This window comes from Parabacteroides caecihominis (assembly GCF_023656785.1).
Classification (GTDB): Bacteria; Bacteroidota; Bacteroidia; order Bacteroidales; family Tannerellaceae; genus Parabacteroides; species Parabacteroides segnis.
The window spans coordinates 1-22,112 of sequence record NZ_JAMOKS010000062.1 but is presented as its reverse complement, the minus strand read 5'-3'; the positions used below and the strand labels follow the sequence as shown (position 1 = coordinate 22,112).

Genomic DNA, 22,112 nt, shown 5'->3' with positions numbered 1-22,112 from the left:
CTATATAGAAGTATCCCAGAATCACCGCTACACGGTCAATATCACTAAAGCCGACGAATATCATCTTGACTTCACGATCAACGTGGAAGACTGGACGGACGAAGGTAATATCGACGATTATGAGCCGGGTGGCAATGTGGATGCCGATGGCCTGGTTTTTGCCAATACCGGTGTCGGTGACATAACTTACGATGCAGATACCCGTACGGTAACAATAGGTATAACCGGCACAGAACAATTTACCTTGACTGGAGCTTCCACTTCCGGTTATTTCGTAACCATGTATTACGAAAATGGTGATAAAGATAATCAGTGGTTGGAGGTAATCCCGAAGCCCGATTTGCAGACAAAGGCGGACGATAATTCAAAGATAGAATACACAATAAAGTTAGTCGAACATTATGTCGGGAAATACCCTGTTGCCACCCTTCGTTTCACCGATAAGATTACAGCAAAGGAGTCGATTGTGATAGTTCAGCCGTTAGCCAAACCTGTGATTAAGCAGGTGAGTGCGTCCAGTGGTAGCTCTATTAATGTGGAGAATAAAAAAATCACGTTTCACCAAAATACTGATGCTGTTACTCCCGAGGTTATGTTTGATGTATTTGCTTCCGGAGGAAGTAAATTGTTGTTTGGTGACAGCGATGCTGAAAGTCCTGATAATTGGCTTACTGTTACCCAATCGCAAACGAATTATACATTAAAAGTAAATACACTTGATCCAAGTTTTACGAAGGAAATCCTTACAAATGGAATAAAAATAAAGATATTGAATATCGGGAATGAGGCTCTGAAGGAAGAGTTTGCATTGACAATCAAGTCTGATTTTGCAGTTATACCTAAAAATCCGAGTTCAGGTAGTACAATCGATGCTACAAACAAAATAATAACGTTTTATAAAACTTCCGGAGTGACGATCCCGAGCGTAACATTCAATGTTTTTGCATTTGGAGGTAGTAAATTGGAATTCCCGAACAACGATGTAACTGGTAACTGGCTTACTATTGAACCGATAGGAAAAGAGTTAAATCAGGTACAAGGAGATTATAAGTTAACAGTTAATCCGTCTGGTACCAATTTTCCGGATCCGTTTCCGACAGCTGGAATACAAATGAAAATCACAAACAAAGGTAATGATGCGCAAACAGAAACTTATACGTTAAAGATGAAGTCTGATGTAACCGTAAGTACGGTAACGGCTGGGCAAGCAGAACTTAGCGGTACTAATATCCGTTTGTACAATGATGCAAATGCAAAGGTGACTTTGACGGTCAATTCGATAGGAGGAACTGAGTTGGTAAATAAACCTGGTTGGTTGACTATTGCTGAAGATGGTAATAAGAATGTGGGGACATATACCTTTACTGTTGCTAATGGCGCTAGTGGAACTACAGGTACAAATAACACAATAATTTTAAAAAATAAGCTGGATAATAATATCGTAAGTACAACTTATACGGTTTATTCGATAAAGAAAGAATTAGTATTTAGCAACTATACTGATAACTCAAGTTATTCTTACATAGATAATTTAAGCAATACAAATCCTGCCATAACCTATTTCCCTTGTACAAATTCTTATTGTGAGTTTACAGTAGTTTCGCCAAAGGGTGTTAACATTTCTACTTCTACTTCTTCGCCTTGGGCCTCAGTGACAGAATATTCCAGCGATAAGAATTCTGCAACAGGAGTAGTAACAAGTAAAGTTAGAGTTCAAAGAACCTACTCTGGAGATTATTATGGTGATTTGAGACAATCAACGTTTACAGCAACAGTTTCTAATAAATATCCTTCGCAGACTTCTAAAAGTTTTAGCATTGCACAAAAAGAAGTTGTATATCCAAATAGTAGTATTCCTGCCAAAAGCATAACAAGTGCTGATAATAGTATACAATGGTGGGTAGCACCGATCAATGAAAATAATGGGAATACAATGTATTATACCACATTTGAATCAAATAAAAATAATGTTTGTCCTTCTGGTTGGAAGGTTCCAAGTTCTGCTAATTACAGAACTTTAGTTGGAGCTACTAGTGGTAATGCCATTTCTAATGATCATATAAGCCAGTATGTATTGAATAGCTTATATGATATTTATGGCAAGACAAATGGTTATTATTCATCAGACAGTCAGTATGGGGAGTATAGATGTGGTATGCTTCCTTTTTATTATTACTCAATAGGAAGTTATTACTGTGTGCATATAGATGGGTTAGGCGATTCAAATTTTTACATCCGTTGTGTAAAAGATAGATAATCTCATATATTTCAAGTATTCATTTTAATAATTAATTACTTATGGCAAATTACACCAAATTCTGGAAGGTCTGGCTACGCCTGAACCTCCTGACGAAAGATGTGGATAACGACTACACAGCCGAAGTATCCACCATGAAAAACACGTTGCGTAACGAAGATATCGCGCAGCGTATAGTAGATGAAGGTTCGGAATACAAGTACGACACCTTGTTGTCAATCATTAACCAACACGACCGTGTCATCCGTGAAGCGGTCATGGACGGTTATAGTGTTCTCACGAAAACCTGCCAGTACACCCCGCGTGTGGCAGGTTCATGGATCGGCTCGAGTGCCAAATTCGATCCGGAGAAACATAAGGTAACGCTGGATCTTATTCTTGCTTCTGAAATGCGCGAATCCTTGAGTCATGTCGGAGTGGAGGTTTTAACGGTGAAAGATAGCGGTGCTAACATAGGCCTGGTTACCGATACAACCACCGGTTTGTCTAATGATACCATTACTCCCGGCGATGATATCCGTATTGACGGCGATAAGATCAAAATCATCGGTGAAGCCGAAGGTGTTGGTGTCTTCTTCATTGCCAGCGACGGTACGGAACATCCCGTCACCCGTCGCCTGACAACGAACGACCCGAAATGCCTTCTGGCCCGTGTCCCTTCGGACCTGGCAGACGGTCAGTACACCTTACGTATCGTCACCCAGTTCTCCAACAATTCAACCCTGTTGAAAGATCCTCGTACCATCGAGTACGAACGCCCATTAACCGTCGGCAACGGCGGTAGTGGCGGCGGTGACCGTCCCGAAATCGAATAGCCTCCCCGCGTTGTGACGCGCCGCCGCCTTACGTCGTGCCACAGCGCAACCCTACGTCGCCCTTCGACGCAACGTTACGTCATGCCACGACGCAGCGTTGCGTTGCGGGGCGACTGCCCTATCAAAAATGAAACATATTCTGTCATTTTTACAAGTCTGAATAATAAGGGAATAACTATTTTTGCTACCATCCATTCTTAGATCGATATATTATGAGAGCAAAATTAGTTATTCCTTCTTTTTTGTTGTGTATGGCTGTTATGCCGGTCCTGTCGCAAATCCCCGTTAATTCACCTGTTACGCATATTAAAATATTCGGGTATGTCGGAGGGCGCATAGACGATTGTATAGAGCATCGTGTGAAAGCGCAGGACGTAGATCATCTGGTGGAACCATTCCGGCACCGGGAGGAGAAATCGCGCTGGCAATCGGAATTCTGGGGGAAATGGATACAGGGAGCTATCGCTTCTTACCGGTATAATAAGGATCCGGAACTTTACCAGATCATAAAGAATGCAGCCGAAGCATTGATGAAAACCCAGACTCCCGACGGATATATCGGAAATTATGCACCGGATGCACAGTTGAAGCAATGGGATGTCTGGGGCAGGAAATATACGATCCTCGGTCTGGTTGCCTGGTATGACCTTTCAGGTGATAAGAATGCATTGACTTCTGCCTGCCGTGTGGCAGATCATTTAATGACGCAGGTTGGTCCCGGTAAGGTAAATATCGTTTCGACCGGAAATTATGTAGGTATGCCCAGTTCTTCTATTCTGGAACCTGTGATGTACTTATATAACCGGACGAAAGAGGACCGTTATCTGGATTATGCTAAATATATAGTAGAACAATGGGAAACACCGGAAGGTCCGCAGCTGATCAGCAAAGCGATAGCCGGTGTGCCGGTAGCCAATCGCTTTCCGCATCCTAAAACATGGTTCTCACGCGAAAACGGGCAGAAAGCTTATGAAATGATGTCTTGCTATGAAGGTCTGCTGGAGTTGTATAAAGTGACCGGCAATCCGCTTTATCTGTCTGTTGTGGAAAAGACTGTCGGGCATATTATACAGGAAGAAATTAATGTGGCAGGGTCGGGGAGTGCTTTTGAATGCTGGTACAGCGGTAGAGCTCGCCAGACAATCCCAACTTATCATACGATGGAGACCTGCGTTACATTCACATGGATGCAGCTGTGTAACCGTTTATTGGAGATGACCGGTAATTCCCTGTATGCCGATTATATGGAAAGTGCCATCTATAATGCCCTGATGGCTTCTTTGAAGGCGGATGCTTCGCAGATTGCCAAATACAGTCCCCTGGAAGGTTGCCGCCATGAAGGAGAGGAGCAATGCGGCATGCATATCAATTGCTGTAATGCAAACGGACCGCGGGCTTTCGCCATGATCCCACAGTTTGCCTATCAGGTGAAGGATGATTGTATCCGGGTGAATTTCTATGGGCAGTCGGAAGCGGATATAACTCTTCCGGGGAAAAAGGCCGTCAGACTGAAACAGGTGACTGACTATCCGGTTACCGATGAGATAACGCTGGAAGTGGCTCCGGCAAAGGAAAGTCTGTTTACAATCGCATTACGTATTCCGGCATGGAGCAGCCTGGCAACAACGGTACAGGTGAACGGTGAATCTGTTGAGGGTGTTTTACAAGGAGCCTATCTGCCGGTTACCCGGAAATGGAAAGCCGGAGACCGGATCACAGTGCGGTTAGACCTGCGTGCCCGCCTGGTTGAGATGAATCAGGCGCAAGCTATTGTACGCGGACCTTTGGTGTTGGCACGTGACAGCCGTTTTAATGATGGTTTTATAGATGAGACGGCTGTCGTTGTAAGCAAAGACGGTTATGTGGAACTGACTCCGGTCGAAGCTCCGGAGTTTGCCTGGATGACATTTACGGCACCTTTGATCCTGGGGACCGATCTGGAAGGAAGCAGTGCCGCACGTCCTGTTCATTTCTGTGACTTTACATCGGCAGGCAATACCTGGGACAAGTCACAACGTTATCGTGTATGGCTGCCCAGGACATTGAATGTGATGCATGCGCCTTATAAACCGTATTAATGTGCTCTTTCCCTGAACTCGGAGGGCGTTACGCCCTCTTTCTTTTTAAAGAAGGTCGAGAACTGGCCGGCATTTTCAAACTTCAGGCTGTAAGCAATCTCCGATATGTTCAGGTTACTTCCTGTCAGGAGTTCTTTTGCCCTCAATAGTTTTTGCTGTAACTGGTATTGAGCGGGAGACACGCCGGTATATTCTTTGAACATACGGCGGAACCAGGAGTATCCCAGTCCCAGTTGCGAGGCGATCTCTTCCGGCGATACGGGGTTTTCTACCTGCTCTTTCATCAGGATACGGGCTTCGTTGATTTTGTCTACTACATATGTATTAGTAAAAGCACCATTCTTTTTCTTATAATAAACAGTACCCATTATATGAAGGACGATACTAGATATCATCTGCTGGTATCCGGATTTTTCCTGCATGGCAAACTTTAATATATCTTCATATAGTCCTACAATAGTAGCACTTAAACCGATTCTATGAAGCGGCTCTTCTTTCGTGAAGAAACGTTTTTCCACTCGTTTGTCGATATGTATTCCACGGAATCCTACCCAATATTCATCCCATCCGGTCTCTTTGTCCGGATAGTAGCTGTGCCATTCTCCCGGAAAAAGCAGGATCATGGTGCCGGCTTCTATCTTTTGCTGTTTGCAGGATTGGGAAGAGAAGTAGCCGCTTCCCTTCGTTATATAGACAAGCTGGTATTCCTTCAGGATACGTCCTGTCTGCGGTTTGAAATTATAACTGTCCGGATGACCGGATAACGGATATTGACTTTGGGGTGGAATGAATTGGTATCCGATCGTGGTGACCGTAATCCCCCAGTCTTCATCAGACGCTCCGATAGTCAGGTAGCGTATTTGATTATTTGCGTGTTTATTCATGTCAGAATTGAAAGGTTTAAAATCATTTTCGTAAGCAAAGATAGTAAATAACCTTTTACTTTTGCTTCTGTAAAACAAATAACTTTGTTGCAGGCATGAAGAAACATAACTTTTTAGCATTTGACATAGGAGCCACAAGCGGGAGAGCCGTTTTGGTGTCATTAATGAATGGCAAATTTGAAATGCGGGAACTTCACCGCTTCCCTAATAACCTGTTGGAATTGCACGGGAAATATTATTGGAACATATATAATCTGTATGAGGAACTGAAGAAAAGTCTTTCCCTTTGTGCCCGGGAAGATATTCCGGTCGATTCGATCGGGATCGATACCTGGGGAGTCGATTTCGGTTATCTGGCTTCGGATGGTTCTTTACTGGGGTTGCCCAGGGCGTACCGCGATCCGTATACGGAAGGTGCATTGGAGGAATATTTCCGCCTGGTGCCGCGTGAGGAAGTCTACCGGCTGACTGGTATCCAGTTTATGAACTTTAATAGTCTCTTTCAGCTGTTCCGTGCCCGGAAGGAGGATTTTGCACCTTTGAAAAATGCTGAAGAAATACTTTTCATTCCTGACTTATTGTCTTATCTGTTAACGGGCAAGAAGGTGTGTGAATATACGGATGCTTCCACATCCCAGTTGCTTAATCCTGTTACGAAACAATTTGAACCATCCCTGCTGGAGGCGGCAGGAGTTTCGCCGTCTATCGTGCGGCAGGTGGTGATGCCGGGAACGCTTGTCGGGGAACTGACGGATGTCTTGGCGGAGGAAACCGGCATTGGCAAGATACCTGTTATTGCTGTAGCCGGGCATGATACGGCTTCTGCCGTAGCAGCTGTTCCGGCCAGGGATGAGCATTTTGCTTACCTGAGTAGCGGGACCTGGAGTCTGATGGGGATTGAAACGGAACAACCGATCATAACGGAAGAATCCTATAGGAATAACTTTACAAACGAAGGTGGTATCGAGGGAACAACCCGCTTCCTAAAAAATATTACTGGCATGTGGTTATTGGAACAATGCCGGAAAGAGTGGGAGAAGGCCGGGCGTGCTTATGCTTATTCTGAAATCGTGGAGCTGGCCGGGCAGGCTGCTCCCTTTGTACGTTTCGTCGATCCGGACGATCCCCGTTTTGCTAATCCGACGTGTATGACAAAGGCTATTGCCGGTTATTGTGAGGAAACAGGACAGCCTGTTCCTGAAATGGATGCCGATTTTATCCGTTGCATCTTCGAGAGCCTTGCACTTCGTTATAATGAGGTGATCCGGATGTTGAAGGGAATGGCGCCTTTTCGGATCGATCGGTTGCATGTGATCGGCGGAGGTTCGAAAAATAACCTGCTGAATCAGTTTACGGCGAATGCGATCGGCATGCCGGTGATTGCCGGCCCGTCGGAAGCAACGGCGATCGGGAACAGTATGGTACAGGCACGGTCTGCCGGTATCGTCTCCACCCGTTGGGAAATGCGGCAGTTGATAGCAGATTCTATTCAGACCGAAACATTCCTGCCGCAGGATGAGACTGTTTGGAAAGATGTTTACGACCGGTATTTACAGGTTGTAAAACGGTAATAATTAAGAAAAAATAAAGACCAGTGTAGTAGCAGGCATGTCAACATACATGTAATGGTCGGATGGGGTTAGGTAACCCGGATGGCGGGGCCTACACCCACGACCTCCTGCATTTTTAGTCCAGTTGGGTATAATTCAGAATATATATAATAACAAATTAAAAAGCATACCATGAATACTGAAAAGAAAGTAAAAGAAGCATTTGATTTGGCAGCCGAACGTTTTGCTGCTGTAAACGTTGATGTAAACAGTGCACTTGAAAAGTTGCAGAAAATCAGTCTTTCACTCCATTGTTGGCAGGCAGATGACGTGACGGGATTCGAGAATCCGGACGGTTCGCTTTCGGGCGGCATACAGGTGACCGGCAATTATCCGGGCAAAGCGCGTAATATAGATGAAGTTCGCGCCGATATTCTGACGGCAAACTCTTTTATCCCGGGAACTCACCGCTTGAACCTGCATGAAATCTATGGCGATTTCGGAGGAAAGAAAGTGGACCGTGATGAAGTGGAACCTGCCCATTTCCAAAGTTGGATGGAGTGGGGGAAAGAGAACAATATGAAACTCGATTTCAACTCCACTTCTTTCTCGCATCCTAAAAGCGGAAACCTGACGTTGGCTAATCCGGATGATTCGATCCGTAACTTCTGGATCGAACATACGAAACGCTGCCGTGCGATCAGTGAAGCGATGGGTGTTTACCAGAACGATCCCTGTATGATGAATCTCTGGATACATGATGGTTCCAAGGAAGTACCGGCAAGCCGTATCAAATACCGCCAGCTGCTGAAAGATTCGCTGGACGAAATCTTTGCAACAGAGTATAAGAACATGAAGGATTGCATCGAAGCTAAATTGTTCGGTATCGGACTGGAAAGCTATACGGTCGGTTCTTACGATTTCTATCTGGGATATGGGGCTAAGAATAATAAAATCGTAACGCTGGATACCGGACATTTCCATCTGACGGAAAGCATTGCCGATAAGATCTCTTCCATGCTGTTGTTCACTCCAGAGATCATGCTTCACGTGAGCCGTCCGATCCGTTGGGACAGCGACCATGTGGTTGTATTGAGCGATGACCTGCTGGATCTTTCCCGTGAGATCATTCGTTGCAATGCATTGGACCGTGTACATATCGGACTGGATTACTTTGATGCTACGATCAACCGCATAGGAGCTTATGTGATCGGTTGCCGTGCCACACTGAAAGCGTTCCAGCAAGCCTTGCTTGAACCGTCTGCTACTTTGCAGCAATATGAATCGGAAGATAAACTGTTCCAGCGCCTGGCATTGCAGGAAGAATTGAAAAGCCTTCCGTGGACGGCCGTATGGGATATGTACTGTTTGAAAAATAATGTTCCTGTAGGGGAAGATTACATTGCAGAAATAGAAAAATATGAAGCGGAAGTAACAAGCAAGCGCAAATGAATATACTGATAGGCTTACTGATTATCGCCATCGGCAGTCTGGGGCAAAGCAGTTCCTACGTGCCGATCAATAAGGTGAAAAACTGGAGTTGGGAGAGCTTCTGGCTGATCCAGGGTATTTTTGCCTGGCTCGTTTTCCCTTATCTGGGCGCACAACTCGCTATTCCGGAAGGAAATAGCCTGACTGAACTCTGGAGTGCCGGTGGAAGTACCGGCGCTGTAATCTACGGAATGCTGTGGGGCGTGGGAGGTCTGACATTCGGTCTTAGCATGCGTTATCTGGGAATAGCCCTGGGGCAGAGTATCGCTCTTGGTACCTGTGCCGGATTCGGTACGCTTTTTCCGGCAGTATTCGGGGGGACGGATTTGTTTCATGGCGACGGACTGATCCTTTTGCTGGGTGTTTGCGTAACGTTGGCTGGTATCGCAGTGATCGGTTATGCCGGTAGTCTGCGTGCCCGCAACATGACGGACGAGGAAAAGAAAGCGGCTGTGAAAGACTTTGCCCTGACGAAAGGTTTGCTGGTTGCATTGTTGGCGGGTGTGATGAGTGCCTGTTTTAATCTGGGCCTTGAATCCGGAACTCCGATACTGGAAAAAGCGAAAGCCTCCGGTGCAAGCGATTTATTTGCCCTGAATCCGGTGATCCTGTTGGTAACAATGGGTGGCTTCCTGACGAATGCAGTCTATTGTATCTTCCAGAATATAAAAAATAAAACAGGGAAAGATTATTTCTCCGTTCCGGGTAAGATATTATTGAATAATGTTTTATTTTGTGCGTTGGCAGGAGTACTTTGGTATTCACAGTTCTTCGGATTGGGCATGGGAAAGAGCTATTTTTCTGACTCTCCGGTAATGCTTGCCTTTTCATGGAGTATCCTGATGTCGCTGAATGTCATATTCAGTAATGTTTGGGGAATCATATTGAATGAATGGAAAGGCGTTAGCAGGAAAACGATTATCGTATTAATTACCGGTATGGGAATACTGATATTCTCTTTGCTGTTACCGAGTTTATAGATGACTTTTCGGGAATACCCGAAGCAATTAATATAGAAAAAAAATGACAACAATTGGAAACAACAGCCTTTTGATGGCTGAAATTGGCCGTATCGCTGAGGTGGCTGGCTATCTCTGGACAAAAGGATGGGCCGAAAGAAATGGAGGAAATATATCTGTTAATCTGACCGGTTTACTGACACCGGAAGAAATGGCATTGCCGGCACTTGCTTCTGCTATTCAGTTGCAGGAAGCGATGACCGCCCTTGGAGGACATGTATTTTATGTGACCGGGACAGGCAAACGGATGCGGTATGTCGCACAGGACCCGTTCGCAAATGGTTCGTTGATCCGGATAGCACCGGACGGAAAAAGCTATGAGATCATTGCCGAACAACCTGTCGCCCCGACATCCGAACTGCCGTCTCACCTGATGATGCACAATTATCTCCGTTCGTTGGGACGTGATAATAAGGTCGTTTTGCATACGCATCCGACAGAACTGATCGGTATGACGCATTGTAAACCATTCCTCGATTCGCAGGTAATCACCCGGACGTTATGGGGCATGATCCCCGAATGCCGTATCATCGTACCGAAAGGTGTCGGTATTGTCCCTTATGAAATACCGGGAACGATCGAACTGGCGCATGCTACGATCAAACAACTGGAAAAACATGATGTTGTATTCTGGGAAAAACATGGAATCCTGGCAGTCGGTGAAGATCTGATCGAATGTTTTGACGCAATCGACACCTTGGCAAAATCTGCCCAAATCTATCTGAGTGCCCGCATGGCCGGCTATGAACCGGCAGGAATGACCGACCAACAGTTGGATGATCTGGTTCCTGCTTTTGGGTTGTAGTTCCTGTAGCGTGTGAGAGGTTCAGAATTAGAAAGTTTTGAGCTATCTGCTAATTATAGGATGAGCCAGTTAGTGACGGTGTCTTTAGGCTGTAGGCCTGTAACAAATTAGCCCAGGGTTCTAACCCTGGGTTCCCTTGAATCCTTTTCTTTTTGAGGCACCCTGTAGGGGTGCAACAAGGTAGAAAGGGTTGATATTTATCTTGTACCGCCCCTACAGGGCGGAAAGACAGGAGCGGGTTTTTATAACCCCAGGGTTCTAACCCTGGGCTGGTTTGTTAAAGCCTTACAGGCTTACATTGACACCGTAAGGGCGGTTCGCGAACCGCCCTTACCGACGATGCAACAATCAAACCTGATAAAAACTAAACCTGTCCATAGAAGCAAATTGATTCATTATTGATAATACCATGAAAAAGATACTTATACTTCTTACTCTTTTATGTTCCCTGCCGGTACTGGCCCAGCAACGCGACAGCCGAGTACGCGAATATCTTTCCCCGACGCGTATTGTCTGGCAACAACATAGCGAATTGATAAAAGATGGCGATAAACTGCTCCTGCCGGGTAACGGACAGGCAGAATTAACAGATCGTGCCCTTTGCAAGATGACTAGTACGTCAGAAGAGCATCCGGCCCTTTTGTTTGATTTCGGGAAAGAACTTCAGGGAGGCATTCAGATTGTGACCGGTGCTTTTTCCAATAAAAGCCCTATAAAGATGCGTGTCCGTTTCGGAGAATCCGTTAGTGAAGCCATGTGTGAAATTGATGGGAAGAACGGGGCCAGTAATGACCATGCAATACGTGATTTTGTTGTCACATTGCCCTGGTTGGGTGTGTTGGAAGTCGGTAATTCCGGTTTCCGTTTTGCCCGTATAGACCTGATGAGCGATTCTACGGAAGTTTCCTTGAAAGAAATCCGTGCTATTTCTACATTCCGTGATATTCCGTACAAAGGTTCTTTCCGGAGTAGCGACGAACGGCTGAATAAAATCTGGCAGACTGGTGCATATACGGTTCATTTGAATATGCAGGAATATCTCTGGGACGGTATTAAGCGTGATCGTTTGGTCTGGTTGGGTGATATGCATCCGGAAGTGATGACCGTAAATACTGTTTTCGGTTATAACGAAGTCGTCCCAAAGAGCCTTGACCTGATCCGTGATGTAACGCCTCTTCCCGCTTGGATGAATGGTATCAGTGCCTATTCGATCTGGTGGTTGCTGATCCAGCGTGACTGGTATTATCATCATGGAGATGTGGCTTACCTGAAAGAACAGCAAACTTATATGAGCGATCTTCTGCGCCTCCTGATTTCTAAAGTGGATGCAGACGGACGTGAGAAACTGGATGGATGGCGTTTCATGGACTGGCCGTCAAGTGAGAATCAGGTGGCGATCGATGCCGGTCTGCAATCGCTGGTTCTGATGGCCATGAGGGCAGGCGATGAATTATGTACAACACTTGGTGACGATGTGCTGGCATCCCAATGTCGTGAAACGGCGAAGAAAATGGAAAAGGCGGCTCCGAAGGTGATCAAGCCTTTGTTGAAATCTAAAATAGCACCGGATGCTCCGGGCTCAAAACAGGGTGCGGCTTTATTGGCCCTGGCTGGTTTGATGAAACCGGAAGAGGCAAACAGTAAATATCTGTCAGTAGGCGGGGCACGTGGATTCTCTACTTTCTACGGATATTATATGTTGCGTGCAATGGCTGCTGCCGGAAATTATCAGGGAGCGATCGATGTGATCCGCCAGTATTGGGGAGCGATGATCGACCTGGGTGCTACTACGTTCTGGGAAGATTTCAATATGGACTGGCTTCCGAATGCGGCACGTATCGACGAACTTGTGCCTGAAGGGAAAAAGGATATTCACGGTGATTATGGTGATTATTGCTATAAAGGTTTCCGTCATAGTTTGTGTCATGGCTGGGCTTCCGGTCCGACATCATGGCTGAGTGAATACGTATTGGGTGTTCAGGTGGTGGAGCCGGGATGCCGTGCAGTCCGTATCACCCCGCATCTGGGCGATTTAAAATGGGTGGAAGGTACTTTCCCGACTCCGCAGGGTGTAATAACGATCCGTCACGAGAAAGGAGCAGACGGTAAGGTGAAAAGCGAAGTAAAGGCTCCGGACGGTGTGAAAGTATATCTGGAGAATTAAATAAAATTGATAACCTGTAAAAGCGATCGTATTATGAAAAAGTATCTCTTACTATGTGTATGCGCCGGATTTTTGGCTTCGGCAGAAGCTAAAACGAATACGGACTGGAAAGCAAACTGGATAAATACGGAACAATGCCAGAGTGCGAGCAATACCTGGCTGGCCTATCGTAAAACGGTAACTTTGGCTGAAGTTCCCCAGACACTGACCGCGCATATTGCAGCCGACAGTAAATATTGGTTATGGATTAACGGCCGGATGGTGGTGTTTGAAGGAGGCTTGAAACGTGGTCCTTCTCCTTATGATACTTACTACGATTCGGTAGAGATTGCTCCTTACCTTACGTCGGGGGAAAATACGATCGCTGTTTTGGTATGGCATTTCGGCAAGAACGGATTCAGCCATATGAACAGTGGACTGGCAGCCTTGCTGTTTGAGGCGATTGCTCCCGGCATAGAGATTGTATCCGATAAAAGCTGGAGTTGTAGGGTATATGATGCTTATCAGAATACCGGTGCTCCTTATCCGAACTATCGCTTGTCGGAAAGCAATATCCGTTTTGATGCCCGCAGAACATTGGAAGGATGGAACCAGCCTGGTTATAAGAATACGTTTCCCGGTGCCGAGATCGCTTCAGTGGTCGGTAAAGCGCCTTTGGGAAACCTGGTTGAACGTCCTATTCCGCTCTTTAAGGATTTCGGTTTAAAGGAGTATCCGGGTGTCCGCCGGTCGGAGAGAGGAGATACCCTGTTCTGCCGTTTACCTTACAACTGCCAGTTTACACCCTATCTGAAAGTGGAGTCGGCGGAAGGTGCGACAATTCATATGCAGACGGATAATTATCGGGGTGGAGGACCGGAAAATGTCCGTGCCGAATATGTTACCCGCAACGGCATACAGGAGTATGAAAGTTACGGCTGGATGAGCGGTCATGAGATGTGGTATATTCTTCCCGAAGGAGTAAAAGTACTGGAAGTTAAGTATCGTGAAACCGGCTATGATACAGAGTTTGCCGGATCGTTTCAATGTAACGATCCTTTCCTGAACGAACTTTGGAAACGTTCTGCGAGAACATTATATATAACGATGCGTGACAATTATATGGATTGTCCCGAACGCGAACGTGCTCAATGGTGGGGAGATGAGGTGAACGAGTTGGGAGAGGCTTTCTATGCACTTTCTCCTTCTTCTCATAAGCTGGCCGTTAAAGGTATTTATGAACTGATGAACTGGCAGCGTGCCGACGGCTCATTGTTTGCTCCTGTTCCTGCCGGTAACTGGTCGAAGGAGTTGCCTTTGCAGATGCTGGCTTCGGTGGGTTGGTATGGTTTCCATACACAGTATTATTATAGCGGAGACAGTACATTTATTCCGGTTATTTATGACCGTCTGCATCGTTATCTGCATGAAACATGGCAGGTCGATAAGAGTGGCTTGCCCATCGAACGCAGTGGCGAATGGAGTTGGGGTGACTGGGGCGAACAGATCGATATGGGGGTATTGACGAACTGCTGGTATTATCTGGCACTGAAAGCAGAAAAGGAATTTGCACTTCAACTGGGTAAGAAAGCAGATGCGGAAGAGATCACCCGTATGATGTATAGTATTGAGAAATGTTTTAATACAAAATTCTGGACCGGCACTGCATATCGTTCTCCGGGTTATCATGGCAAGGATGACGATCGTTCGCAGGCTATGGCCGTTTTATCCGGTCTGGCGGCAAAAGACAAGTATCCTGCCATACTGAAGGTCTTGAAAAAAGAATATCATGCCAGTCCTTATATGGAAAAGTATGTATTGGAAGCACTTTTTCAGATGAATGCCCCGGAGATCGCCTTGCAGAGGATGCGTGACCGGTACGCCGGTATGTTAAGCTATAAGGATTATACAACCTTATTTGAGGGTTGGGGAGTCGGCGCTGAAGGTTTCGGAGGAGGTACGATCAACCATGCCTGGAGCGGAGGACCGCTGACGCTGCTGAGCCAGAAAGTGTGTGGAATTGAACCGACATCTCCCGGTTTCCGTACATTCCGCATAAAACCTCAGATGGGGGCTTTGACGGAAGCTTCGGCATCAGTACCTACCCATTACGGGGATATAAAAGTGAAATTACGCAAGTCAGGACGTACTATATTAATGGAAATACAAGTTCCGGAACAGACGAGTGCAGAGGTTGTTTCTCCGAAAGGAAAGATACAGCAGATAGGCTCCGGAACATATAATTTAAAGTGCCCCTTTTAATCGGGGCACTTTTTGTATTAATTCTGACGAATATATTTAAGGTTTATATGTTGTTTAATAATCTCACATTATCTACTTTTGCGGCGGAGAATAAATGGTTATTAATCAATGGCAAAAAGAAAAGGCAAAGCAAAATCGCGGAAAAAGAAGAATCAGGGGGCATCTTTGGTTTCTGTAATCAGGCGTATATTTGTTCTTGCGGCCTTAGTGGTTATCTGTTTTATCGGCCTGTTATATGTGTTTAACTATTTCTATCCTACTTCCGGCAAGAAGCCTGTGGCAGTGGAACAGAAGAAGCAGCCTGCTGACCCAGTAAAGGAAAAACCGGCAGATAAAAAGCCTGCCATTGTTCCCCCTCGTCCGAAAACAACTACTTTTAAAGTTCCGGCAAATGCTGAAATCCCTAAATTGAAGGCTAAACGTTCCGAGCAAGTGATCCGTCACGAAGGGTATACCGTATCCTACAATTCAGATTATAAGATTGCAAACTGGGTAGCTTACGAGCTGACTGCCGAAGAGGCGAAAAGCAAAAAGACGGAACGTTCTAATAAATTCGTACCGGACCCGATGGTAAAAGGTGCGACAGCAACAAATGAAGATTATACCCGCACAGGTTACGACCGTGGCCACATGGCTCCTGCCGGTGACATGAAGTGGTCGGCAAAGGCAATGCGTGAATCATTTTATTTCAGTAATATCTGTCCGCAGAAACCGGCGCTGAATCGGGGCATCTGGAAAGAACTGGAAGAGCAGAGCCGTCTATGGGCGAAAGATTACGGATCTTTGCTGATAGCTACCGGTCCTGTAATTACGGACAATATGAAACGGATGGGAAAAAATCAAGTAGGTGTTCCTGACGCGTTTTACAAAGTGATTTGTTACGTTTCGGGAAGTGAATATAAAGCAATTGCGTTCATTCTGGAAAATAAGGATTATAAAAAGACTTCTTTGAAGTCAATGGTGATACCTGTCGATAGTGTGGAAAAAGTAACAGGAATTGATTTCTTTCCGGCTGTTCCCGATGAACAGGAAAGGGTAATGGAAGCAAAAATAGATTGGGATAGTTGGTCCTTTTGACACTAGTAGTTTGTACGAGCAATATAGAAATAAAACAAGCAAATGTAAGTAGCAGCCGTTCGGTTCCGAAGGGGCGGCGCAATTAGAACAATTAGTGGAAAATGAATGTTGTATAGCTATGACTTAACGCATAGTTTTATATGACTGTATACAAGCATATATAATTAATAAGTAACTAAAATAACTAAATCAAGTTGTTATCATGAATGGTAAATTGATTCCCGTTTTTGTATTGACAGCATTGATGTCATGTAGCCAGCCTCCGGTAAAGGAACAGGGCCCTCGTCCGGTGAAGCTGGAAGAAGTGACATCTTTGGATATGGTAGAAAAATCATTTAGCGGTGTTGTATCGCCTGATCAATTTAGTGACCTGGCTTTTAAGATGTCCGGTCCGCTGATCTCATTAAATGTCGAAGAAGGACAGAAAGTTCGTACAGGGCAAATCGTAGCCGAAATAGACCCACAGGATTTCAAATGGGATTATGAAGCCAAAAAGGCTTCTTTCCAGACAGCACAGGCGCAGTTGCAGCGTGCAGAAAGACTTCTGGCTAAACAGGCAATCTCTCAACAGGAGTATGAATCGACAAAGGCTGCTTATTCCAATGCACAGGCAGCATTCGAAAACTCACAGAATACCTTGGAGCAGACTAAGCTGCGTGCTCCTTTCGATGGCTTCATCCAAAAGAAATATGTAGAGAATTATCAGAAGGTACAGATGGGACAAGGTATTGTCTGCCTGATAAACCCGAACAAATTGCAGGTGCAGTTCACAATGCCTGAAACGAATATCACTTACTTCTCCACTCCCTACAGCATCTTTGTAGAGTTTGACAATTACAAAGGAACCCGTTTCAAAGCGAAAGTAAAAGAATATGTGGAAGCCTCGCCCGATGGTTCCGGCGTACCGGTATTCCTTTATATTGATGATCCCGAATTTAATCTGAATAAATATAAGGTAGCCGTAGGTTTCTCTTGTCGTGTAATCCTGAATATAGAGAGCAAGAGTTTCAATGAAGGGGCCGTGTTGATTCCGTTGTCTGCTATCGTTGCCGACGAACCGAACAGCGGTAATAAATATGTGTTCGTCTATAACCCGCAAACCTCGAAAGTGGAACGTCGTAAGATTACGGAAAAAGAACTGGTAGGCAAAGACGGTGTTGTTGTAACCGAAGGTTTGAAAGCCGGAGAGCAGATCGTTACTGCCGGAGTAACCCGCCTTGTCGACGGACAACAAGTAAAAGTATTAACAGATTAAGAGGATAAGCAATGAATATTCCAAAATATTCCTTAGAGAATACGAAGATTATATACTTCTTCCTGGCTGTTATGCTGATAGGTGGTATATACTCTTTCTTTAAATTGCCGAAGAAGGAAGATGCTCCCTTTGTGATCAAGCAGGCTGTGCTTGTAACACAATATCCGGGTGCGACTCCTTTCGAGGTAGAAAAACTGGTCACCGAGCCAATCGAACGTGAGATTCAATCTATGTCTGACGTGCTTCAGATCAAGTCTGAATCTTATTTCGGTATGTCAAAGATTTCGATTGAACTTCAGCCGACACTCGACCCTGATAACATGCCTGTTAAGTGGGATGAACTTCGCCGTAAAGTGGCGAATATAGAGCCCCGCTTGCCGAGTGGTGCTTCTTCCATCTCAGTCAGCGATGATTTTGGAGATGTGTTTGGTATCTATTATGCGCTGAGTGCGGATGATGGTTATACCTATGATGAATTGCGTGACTGGGCCCAGAAGATCAAGACGGAATTGTCTCCCGTTCCCGGTGTTCAGAAAGTATATCTGTTCGGTGAACAGACACAAGTTATTAATGTAAGGATTTCAGTTCCTAAACTAGCAAACCTCGGTATCGACCCGAACTCGATACAGCAAGTGTTGCAAACGCAAAACCTGCTGGTAAATACCGGAGATATCAATACGGGTAACTACCAGTTGCGTGTCCGGGCGGAAGGAACCTATAAGAATATCCAGGATATCCGCGACCAGTTGATCGTAACCAAAAGCGGTAGTGAAGTCCGTTTAGGAGATATTGCTATTGTGGAACGAGGTTATATGGATCCTCCTTCCAATCTGATGCGTGTGGATGGCAAACGTGCTATCGGTATCGGAGTTGCTACAGGGGCTAAAGATGACGTGGTGGCTGTCGGTAATGATGTAGCTGCCCACCTCCAGGAGATGGAACAATTGTTTCCTGTTGGAATGGATCTGAAAACGATCTATCCGGAAAACAAGATTGCAGACGAGGCGAACAATGGTTTTATCCTGAACCTGATCGAATCGTTGTTGATTGTAATCGTGGTGATCTTCCTGGTGATGGGATCACGTGCCGGTATGCTGGTGGGTAGTTCGCTGCTCTTCTCGGTGGGCGGTACTTTATTGCTTATGCTGATCTGGGGCGTCGGACTGAACCGTACTTCGCTGGCTGCCTTTATCATTGCAATGGGTATGCTGGTGGATAATGCGATAGTTGTAACCGATAATGCGCAGGTGGGTATCAAGCGGGGATTGTCCCGTTATCAGGCCCTGATTGATGGGGCGACCAAACCGCAATGGGCATTGCTGGGGGCTACCTTTATCGCTGTCTGTTCATTCCTGCCGATGTATCTGGCTCCAGCTTCAGTAGCTGAAATCGTTAAACCGCTGTTTATCGTATTGGCTGTTTCATTAGGTTTAAGTTGGATACTGGCATTGACTCAGACAACAACTTTCGGTAACTTTATCCTGAAAGAAGCTAAACCGGGCGAGTCAAAGGATCCGTACGATACGAAACTGTATCATAAATTCGAAGGGGTGCTGGGTCGTCTGATCAAACGCAGATGGATAACTATTACTTCCGTGATTGCGACATTATTCCTCTCCTTATTTATTATGAGTATCATGCCGCAGAGTTTCTTCCCGATCATGAACAAACCCTATTTCCGTGCCGACCTGATCTTCCCTGAAGGGTACAGTATTTACGACGTGGAGAAAAATGTTAAGCTGATCGAAGATTATCTGAGCAAGAACGAGAATATCAAGTCATATTCATTTACCCTGGGAGGTTCACCGGTTCGTTATTACCTGGCAAGTTCGTCGGTAGGTCCGAAACCCAACTTTGCCAATGTGCTGATTGAGACTAAAAAGGCGGAGGATGCACAGGCGGAAGAAGGTAAGTTTTATGACTATATGGTGGCTAACTATCCTGATATCCTGACCCGTTCAGCCTTGTTTGCCTTGTCTCCGGTACCTGATGCCGCTATCGAGATCGGTTTTATCGGTGACAATGTGGATACACTGGTCGCTTTAACGGAACAAGTCAAAGAGATTGCCCGCCAGTACGACCAGGTGATGGAAGTGCGTGACAGCTGGGGGAATAAAGTACCGGTATGGAAACCGATGTACTCACAGGAAAAAGGTCTGCGCCTGGGTATTACCCGCCAGCAGGTTGCTTATTCCCTTCGTTCGGCAACAAACGGTGTGCCACTGGGTGAATATCGTGAAGGCGATGTCTTCATGCCTATCCTGATGAAGGATGCCGACAGGGATTCTATGAACCTGAACGATATTAGAACATTGCCGGTTTACAGTGCCAAAGGACGTTCCGTCAAAGTTGAACAGGTTATCGACGATTTCTCTCTCGATTATGAATATAATGTAGTGAGACGTTACAACCGTCAGCCTTACATGATGATGCAATGTGAACCGAAACGCGGCGCTAACACCATGGCTGCTTTCAGCCATCTTTGGACAGAAGCTCAAAAACAAATACAGGTTCCTGAAGGTTATAAGATGACTTATTTCGGAGAACAAAGCGAACAGGATAAAGGTAATAAAGCGATTGCCGCCAATATTCCGTTGATGTTCGGTCTGATCTATGTTACCCTGTTGTTCCTTTTCCCGAAATATTACCGTAAACCGGTGTTGATTATGGCTATGCTTCCGTTGATCTTCATCGGTGTGGTACTGGGATTACTGGTATTCGGCAAGTCGCTCGACTTCTTTGCGATGCTGGGATTGTTGGGACTGATCGGTATGAATATTAAGAATGCGATTGTGCTCGTCGATGAGATTGGTTTGCAAATGGATAACGGACTGGCTCCTGTCAATGCTGTTATCGAGGCAACCAAGACACGTATCGTGCCTGTTACGATGGCCTCGGGTACAACGATTCTGGGTATGCTTCCGTTGCTGGGCGACGCGATGTTTGCAGGTATGGCCGCAACGATCATGGGAGGTTTGTTTGTTTCAACCATCCTGACCATCTTCGTGCTTCCGGTTACCTATTGTATTTTCTTTAAGATTAAATCGGAATAAGATATGAAAAGTAAACTGATAATAGGTTGTATGTTACTGGGTGCCCTGTCTGCGAAAGCACAGGTGCAGCCCATTACGGCAGCCGAATACAAAGAAAAAGTACTTGAATACAGCCGTCAGATCAAGCAAAGTTCGGAAGAACGGATTGCAATGCAGCATGCTATTAAAGCAGCTAAAACAGCATTCTTCCCGGCTGTGGATTTCTCCGGAAGTTATCAATACCGTATAAATAAATACGAATTGGGAATGGGAGATGGCATACCCGGTATTGAAATGGACCATAATACGTATAGTCTTGGTGCCACAGTAAGCCAACCTATTTACGCCGGCGGACAAATTTACAACAATTATAAGGCTGCCGAAATCCAGGGTCAGATCGCTACTGAGGCCGAAGAGCTGACGACCGATAACATCGTTTATGCCGCAGATATGAACTATTGGTCTGTAGCCGCCCGTAAAGGCATGTACGCTGTAATGACACAGTATGTCGATATCGTACAGGAACTGGCAAACGTGCTGACTCTCCGTTTTCAGGACGGACAGATCAGCAAGACTGACCTGTTGCAGGTACAGGCCCGTTTAAAGGAAGCTGAGTTGAATAAAAGTGCCGCTTATAAGGATTATCAGATTGCATTGCAGAATCTGAATGTCCTGATGGGCGTCCCTCCAATGGAACCGATAACGATCACAGACTCTATTACGATGGTTTTGCCATTGCCTATGCAGGTCGGTGAATCGGCAGCATTGGAAAACCGGCCGGACTATCTGATCTCCAAACTGAACATCGAGTATCAGAAAAGACAGATCAACCTATCAAAAGCAAAATATAATCCGACCCTGTCTGTCGGTTTTCAGGGCACATGGGGAACTCCTATGCTGAACGTAAAAGGCTCCGATAACTTATGGACACCGGCTGTATTTGCTTCTTTAAAGATTCCTTTGTTCCGTTGGGGTGCCCGTTTCAAGGAAGTAAATTCCCAAAAAGCCGTGCTGCGCAGTAAAGAGTATGCAATGGATAATACCCGCGACCAGATCACTCAGGAAGTGGCTAATGCATGGACAAGCCTGACAGAGAATACTAAACAGATCGATGTCGCTGAAGAGGCTTGTAAGATAGCAGAAGAGAACCTGGATCTGAATACATTCAGTTATAACGAAGGAAAGCTTCCCATCGTCGATGTCCTTTCTGCCCAGTTGTCATGGATACAGTCTTATAGCAGCCTGATCCAGACCTGGTACCAGCAAAAAGCATCATTGGCCCAGTATAATAAGGCTATTGGTATCCGACGGATGCAGTGACTGTCTTTTTGTAAATAAGGTTGACTCTTTAAAGAATCAACAATGAAAAAGAAGAATTATTATCAAGAGAGAGAGCATCATCTGATGTGTCATGAGATTTATCGCCTTCGTGTAGTAGAAGGCC

At 45.5% G+C, this 22,112-nt stretch carries 14 protein-coding genes; 13 read left to right on the top strand and 1 reads right to left on the bottom strand.

Annotated elements, in window-relative coordinates:
• The 3 genes from NBH14_RS27570 to NBH14_RS27560 form a co-directional block, all read left to right on the top strand.
• A partial coding sequence (locus tag NBH14_RS27570) for a fibrobacter succinogenes major paralogous domain-containing protein (RefSeq protein WP_250817956.1) occupies positions 1 to 2,257 on the top strand: 2,257 nt, incomplete at its 5' end.
• Between the two features lie 41 nt (positions 2,258 to 2,298).
• On the top strand, positions 2,299 to 3,072 hold the full coding sequence (locus tag NBH14_RS27565) for a DNA-binding domain-containing protein (RefSeq protein WP_186961935.1): 774 nt from the start codon (positions 2,299 to 2,301) through the stop codon (positions 3,070 to 3,072).
• A gap of 251 nt (positions 3,073 to 3,323) precedes the next feature.
• On the top strand, positions 3,324 to 5,150 hold the full coding sequence (locus NBH14_RS27560) for a glycoside hydrolase family 127 protein (RefSeq protein WP_350464065.1): 1,827 nt from the start codon (positions 3,324 to 3,326) through the stop codon (positions 5,148 to 5,150).
• Here the strand turns inward: NBH14_RS27560 and NBH14_RS27555 are convergent.
• On the bottom strand, positions 5,147 to 6,034 hold the full coding sequence (locus NBH14_RS27555; RefSeq protein ID WP_007656161.1) for an AraC family transcriptional regulator: 888 nt from the start codon (positions 6,032 to 6,034) through the stop codon (positions 5,147 to 5,149). The genes NBH14_RS27560 and NBH14_RS27555 overlap by 4 nt on opposite strands.
• A 95-nt stretch (positions 6,035 to 6,129) precedes the next feature.
• Between NBH14_RS27555 and NBH14_RS27550 the strand changes: the two genes are divergently transcribed.
• The 10 genes from NBH14_RS27550 (at position 6,130) to NBH14_RS27505 (ending at position 21,988) form a co-directional block, all read left to right on the top strand.
• Positions 6,130 to 7,605: a rhamnulokinase gene (locus tag NBH14_RS27550; RefSeq protein ID WP_186961937.1), complete on the top strand. Its 1,476-nt coding sequence runs from the start codon at positions 6,130 to 6,132 to the stop codon at positions 7,603 to 7,605.
• A gap of 171 nt (positions 7,606 to 7,776) precedes the next feature.
• Positions 7,777 to 9,036: an L-rhamnose isomerase gene (locus tag NBH14_RS27545; protein ID WP_250817952.1), complete on the top strand. Its 1,260-nt coding sequence runs from the start codon at positions 7,777 to 7,779 to the stop codon at positions 9,034 to 9,036.
• A complete protein-coding gene (gene rhaT / locus NBH14_RS27540) occupies positions 9,033 to 10,055 on the top strand; it encodes an L-rhamnose/proton symporter RhaT (RefSeq protein ID WP_186961938.1) in 1,023 nt (340 codons plus the stop codon). The genes NBH14_RS27545 and rhaT overlap by 4 nt, the downstream gene beginning before the upstream one ends.
• 43 nt (positions 10,056 to 10,098) lie before the next feature.
• A complete protein-coding gene (gene rhaD / locus NBH14_RS27535; protein ID WP_186961939.1) occupies positions 10,099 to 10,899 on the top strand; it encodes a rhamnulose-1-phosphate aldolase in 801 nt (266 codons plus the stop codon).
• A gap of 409 nt (positions 10,900 to 11,308) precedes the next feature.
• Entirely contained in the window at positions 11,309 to 13,063 is a 1,755-nt protein-coding gene (locus NBH14_RS27530) for an alpha-L-rhamnosidase-related protein (protein ID WP_010802882.1), read from the top strand.
• 33 nt (positions 13,064 to 13,096) lie between these two features.
• Positions 13,097 to 15,304, top strand: a complete 2,208-nt coding sequence (locus tag NBH14_RS27525; RefSeq protein ID WP_186961940.1) for an alpha-L-rhamnosidase-related protein — start codon at positions 13,097 to 13,099, stop codon at positions 15,302 to 15,304.
• Between the two features lie 108 nt (positions 15,305 to 15,412).
• A complete protein-coding gene (locus NBH14_RS27520) occupies positions 15,413 to 16,381 on the top strand; it encodes a DNA/RNA non-specific endonuclease (RefSeq protein ID WP_122328996.1) in 969 nt (322 codons plus the stop codon).
• Between the two features lie 202 nt (positions 16,382 to 16,583).
• Positions 16,584 to 17,636 (top strand): efflux RND transporter periplasmic adaptor subunit, encoded by a 1,053-nt coding sequence (locus NBH14_RS27515; RefSeq protein WP_010802885.1) that lies wholly within the window; start codon positions 16,584 to 16,586, stop codon positions 17,634 to 17,636.
• Between the two features lie 11 nt (positions 17,637 to 17,647).
• The gene (locus tag NBH14_RS27510) at positions 17,648 to 20,689 is read left to right on the top strand and encodes an efflux RND transporter permease subunit (protein WP_122328995.1); all 3,042 of its coding nucleotides are present in this window, start codon (positions 17,648 to 17,650) and stop codon (positions 20,687 to 20,689) included.
• 3 nt (positions 20,690 to 20,692) lie between these two features.
• Positions 20,693 to 21,988, top strand: coding sequence for a TolC family protein (locus NBH14_RS27505; protein ID WP_007656176.1), 1,296 nt, complete (start codon positions 20,693 to 20,695; stop codon positions 21,986 to 21,988).
• The last annotated feature ends 124 nt before the right edge of the window (positions 21,989 to 22,112 follow it).

Excerpts from the sequence above, each read along its gene's own strand:
- NBH14_RS27565 (WP_186961935.1), top strand. The coding sequence starts at position 2,299 with ATGGCAAATTACACCAAATTCTGGAAGGTCTGGCTACGCCTGAACCTC.
- NBH14_RS27560 (WP_350464065.1), top strand. The coding sequence starts at position 3,324 with ATGGCTGTTATGCCGGTCCTGTCGCAAATCCCCGTTAATTCACCTGTT.
- NBH14_RS27555 (WP_007656161.1), bottom strand. The coding sequence starts at position 6,034 with ATGAATAAACACGCAAATAATCAAATACGCTACCTGACTATCGGAGCG.
- NBH14_RS27550 (WP_186961937.1), top strand. The coding sequence starts at position 6,130 with ATGAAGAAACATAACTTTTTAGCATTTGACATAGGAGCCACAAGCGGG.
- NBH14_RS27545 (WP_250817952.1), top strand. The coding sequence starts at position 7,777 with ATGAATACTGAAAAGAAAGTAAAAGAAGCATTTGATTTGGCAGCCGAA.
- rhaT (WP_186961938.1), top strand. The coding sequence starts at position 9,033 with ATGAATATACTGATAGGCTTACTGATTATCGCCATCGGCAGTCTGGGG.
- rhaD (WP_186961939.1), top strand. The coding sequence starts at position 10,099 with ATGACAACAATTGGAAACAACAGCCTTTTGATGGCTGAAATTGGCCGT.
- NBH14_RS27530 (WP_010802882.1), top strand. The coding sequence starts at position 11,309 with ATGAAAAAGATACTTATACTTCTTACTCTTTTATGTTCCCTGCCGGTA.
- NBH14_RS27525 (WP_186961940.1), top strand. The coding sequence starts at position 13,097 with ATGAAAAAGTATCTCTTACTATGTGTATGCGCCGGATTTTTGGCTTCG.
- NBH14_RS27520 (WP_122328996.1), top strand. The coding sequence starts at position 15,413 with ATGGCAAAAAGAAAAGGCAAAGCAAAATCGCGGAAAAAGAAGAATCAG.
- NBH14_RS27515 (WP_010802885.1), top strand. The coding sequence starts at position 16,584 with ATGAATGGTAAATTGATTCCCGTTTTTGTATTGACAGCATTGATGTCA.
- NBH14_RS27510 (WP_122328995.1), top strand. The coding sequence starts at position 17,648 with ATGAATATTCCAAAATATTCCTTAGAGAATACGAAGATTATATACTTC.
- NBH14_RS27505 (WP_007656176.1), top strand. The coding sequence starts at position 20,693 with ATGAAAAGTAAACTGATAATAGGTTGTATGTTACTGGGTGCCCTGTCT.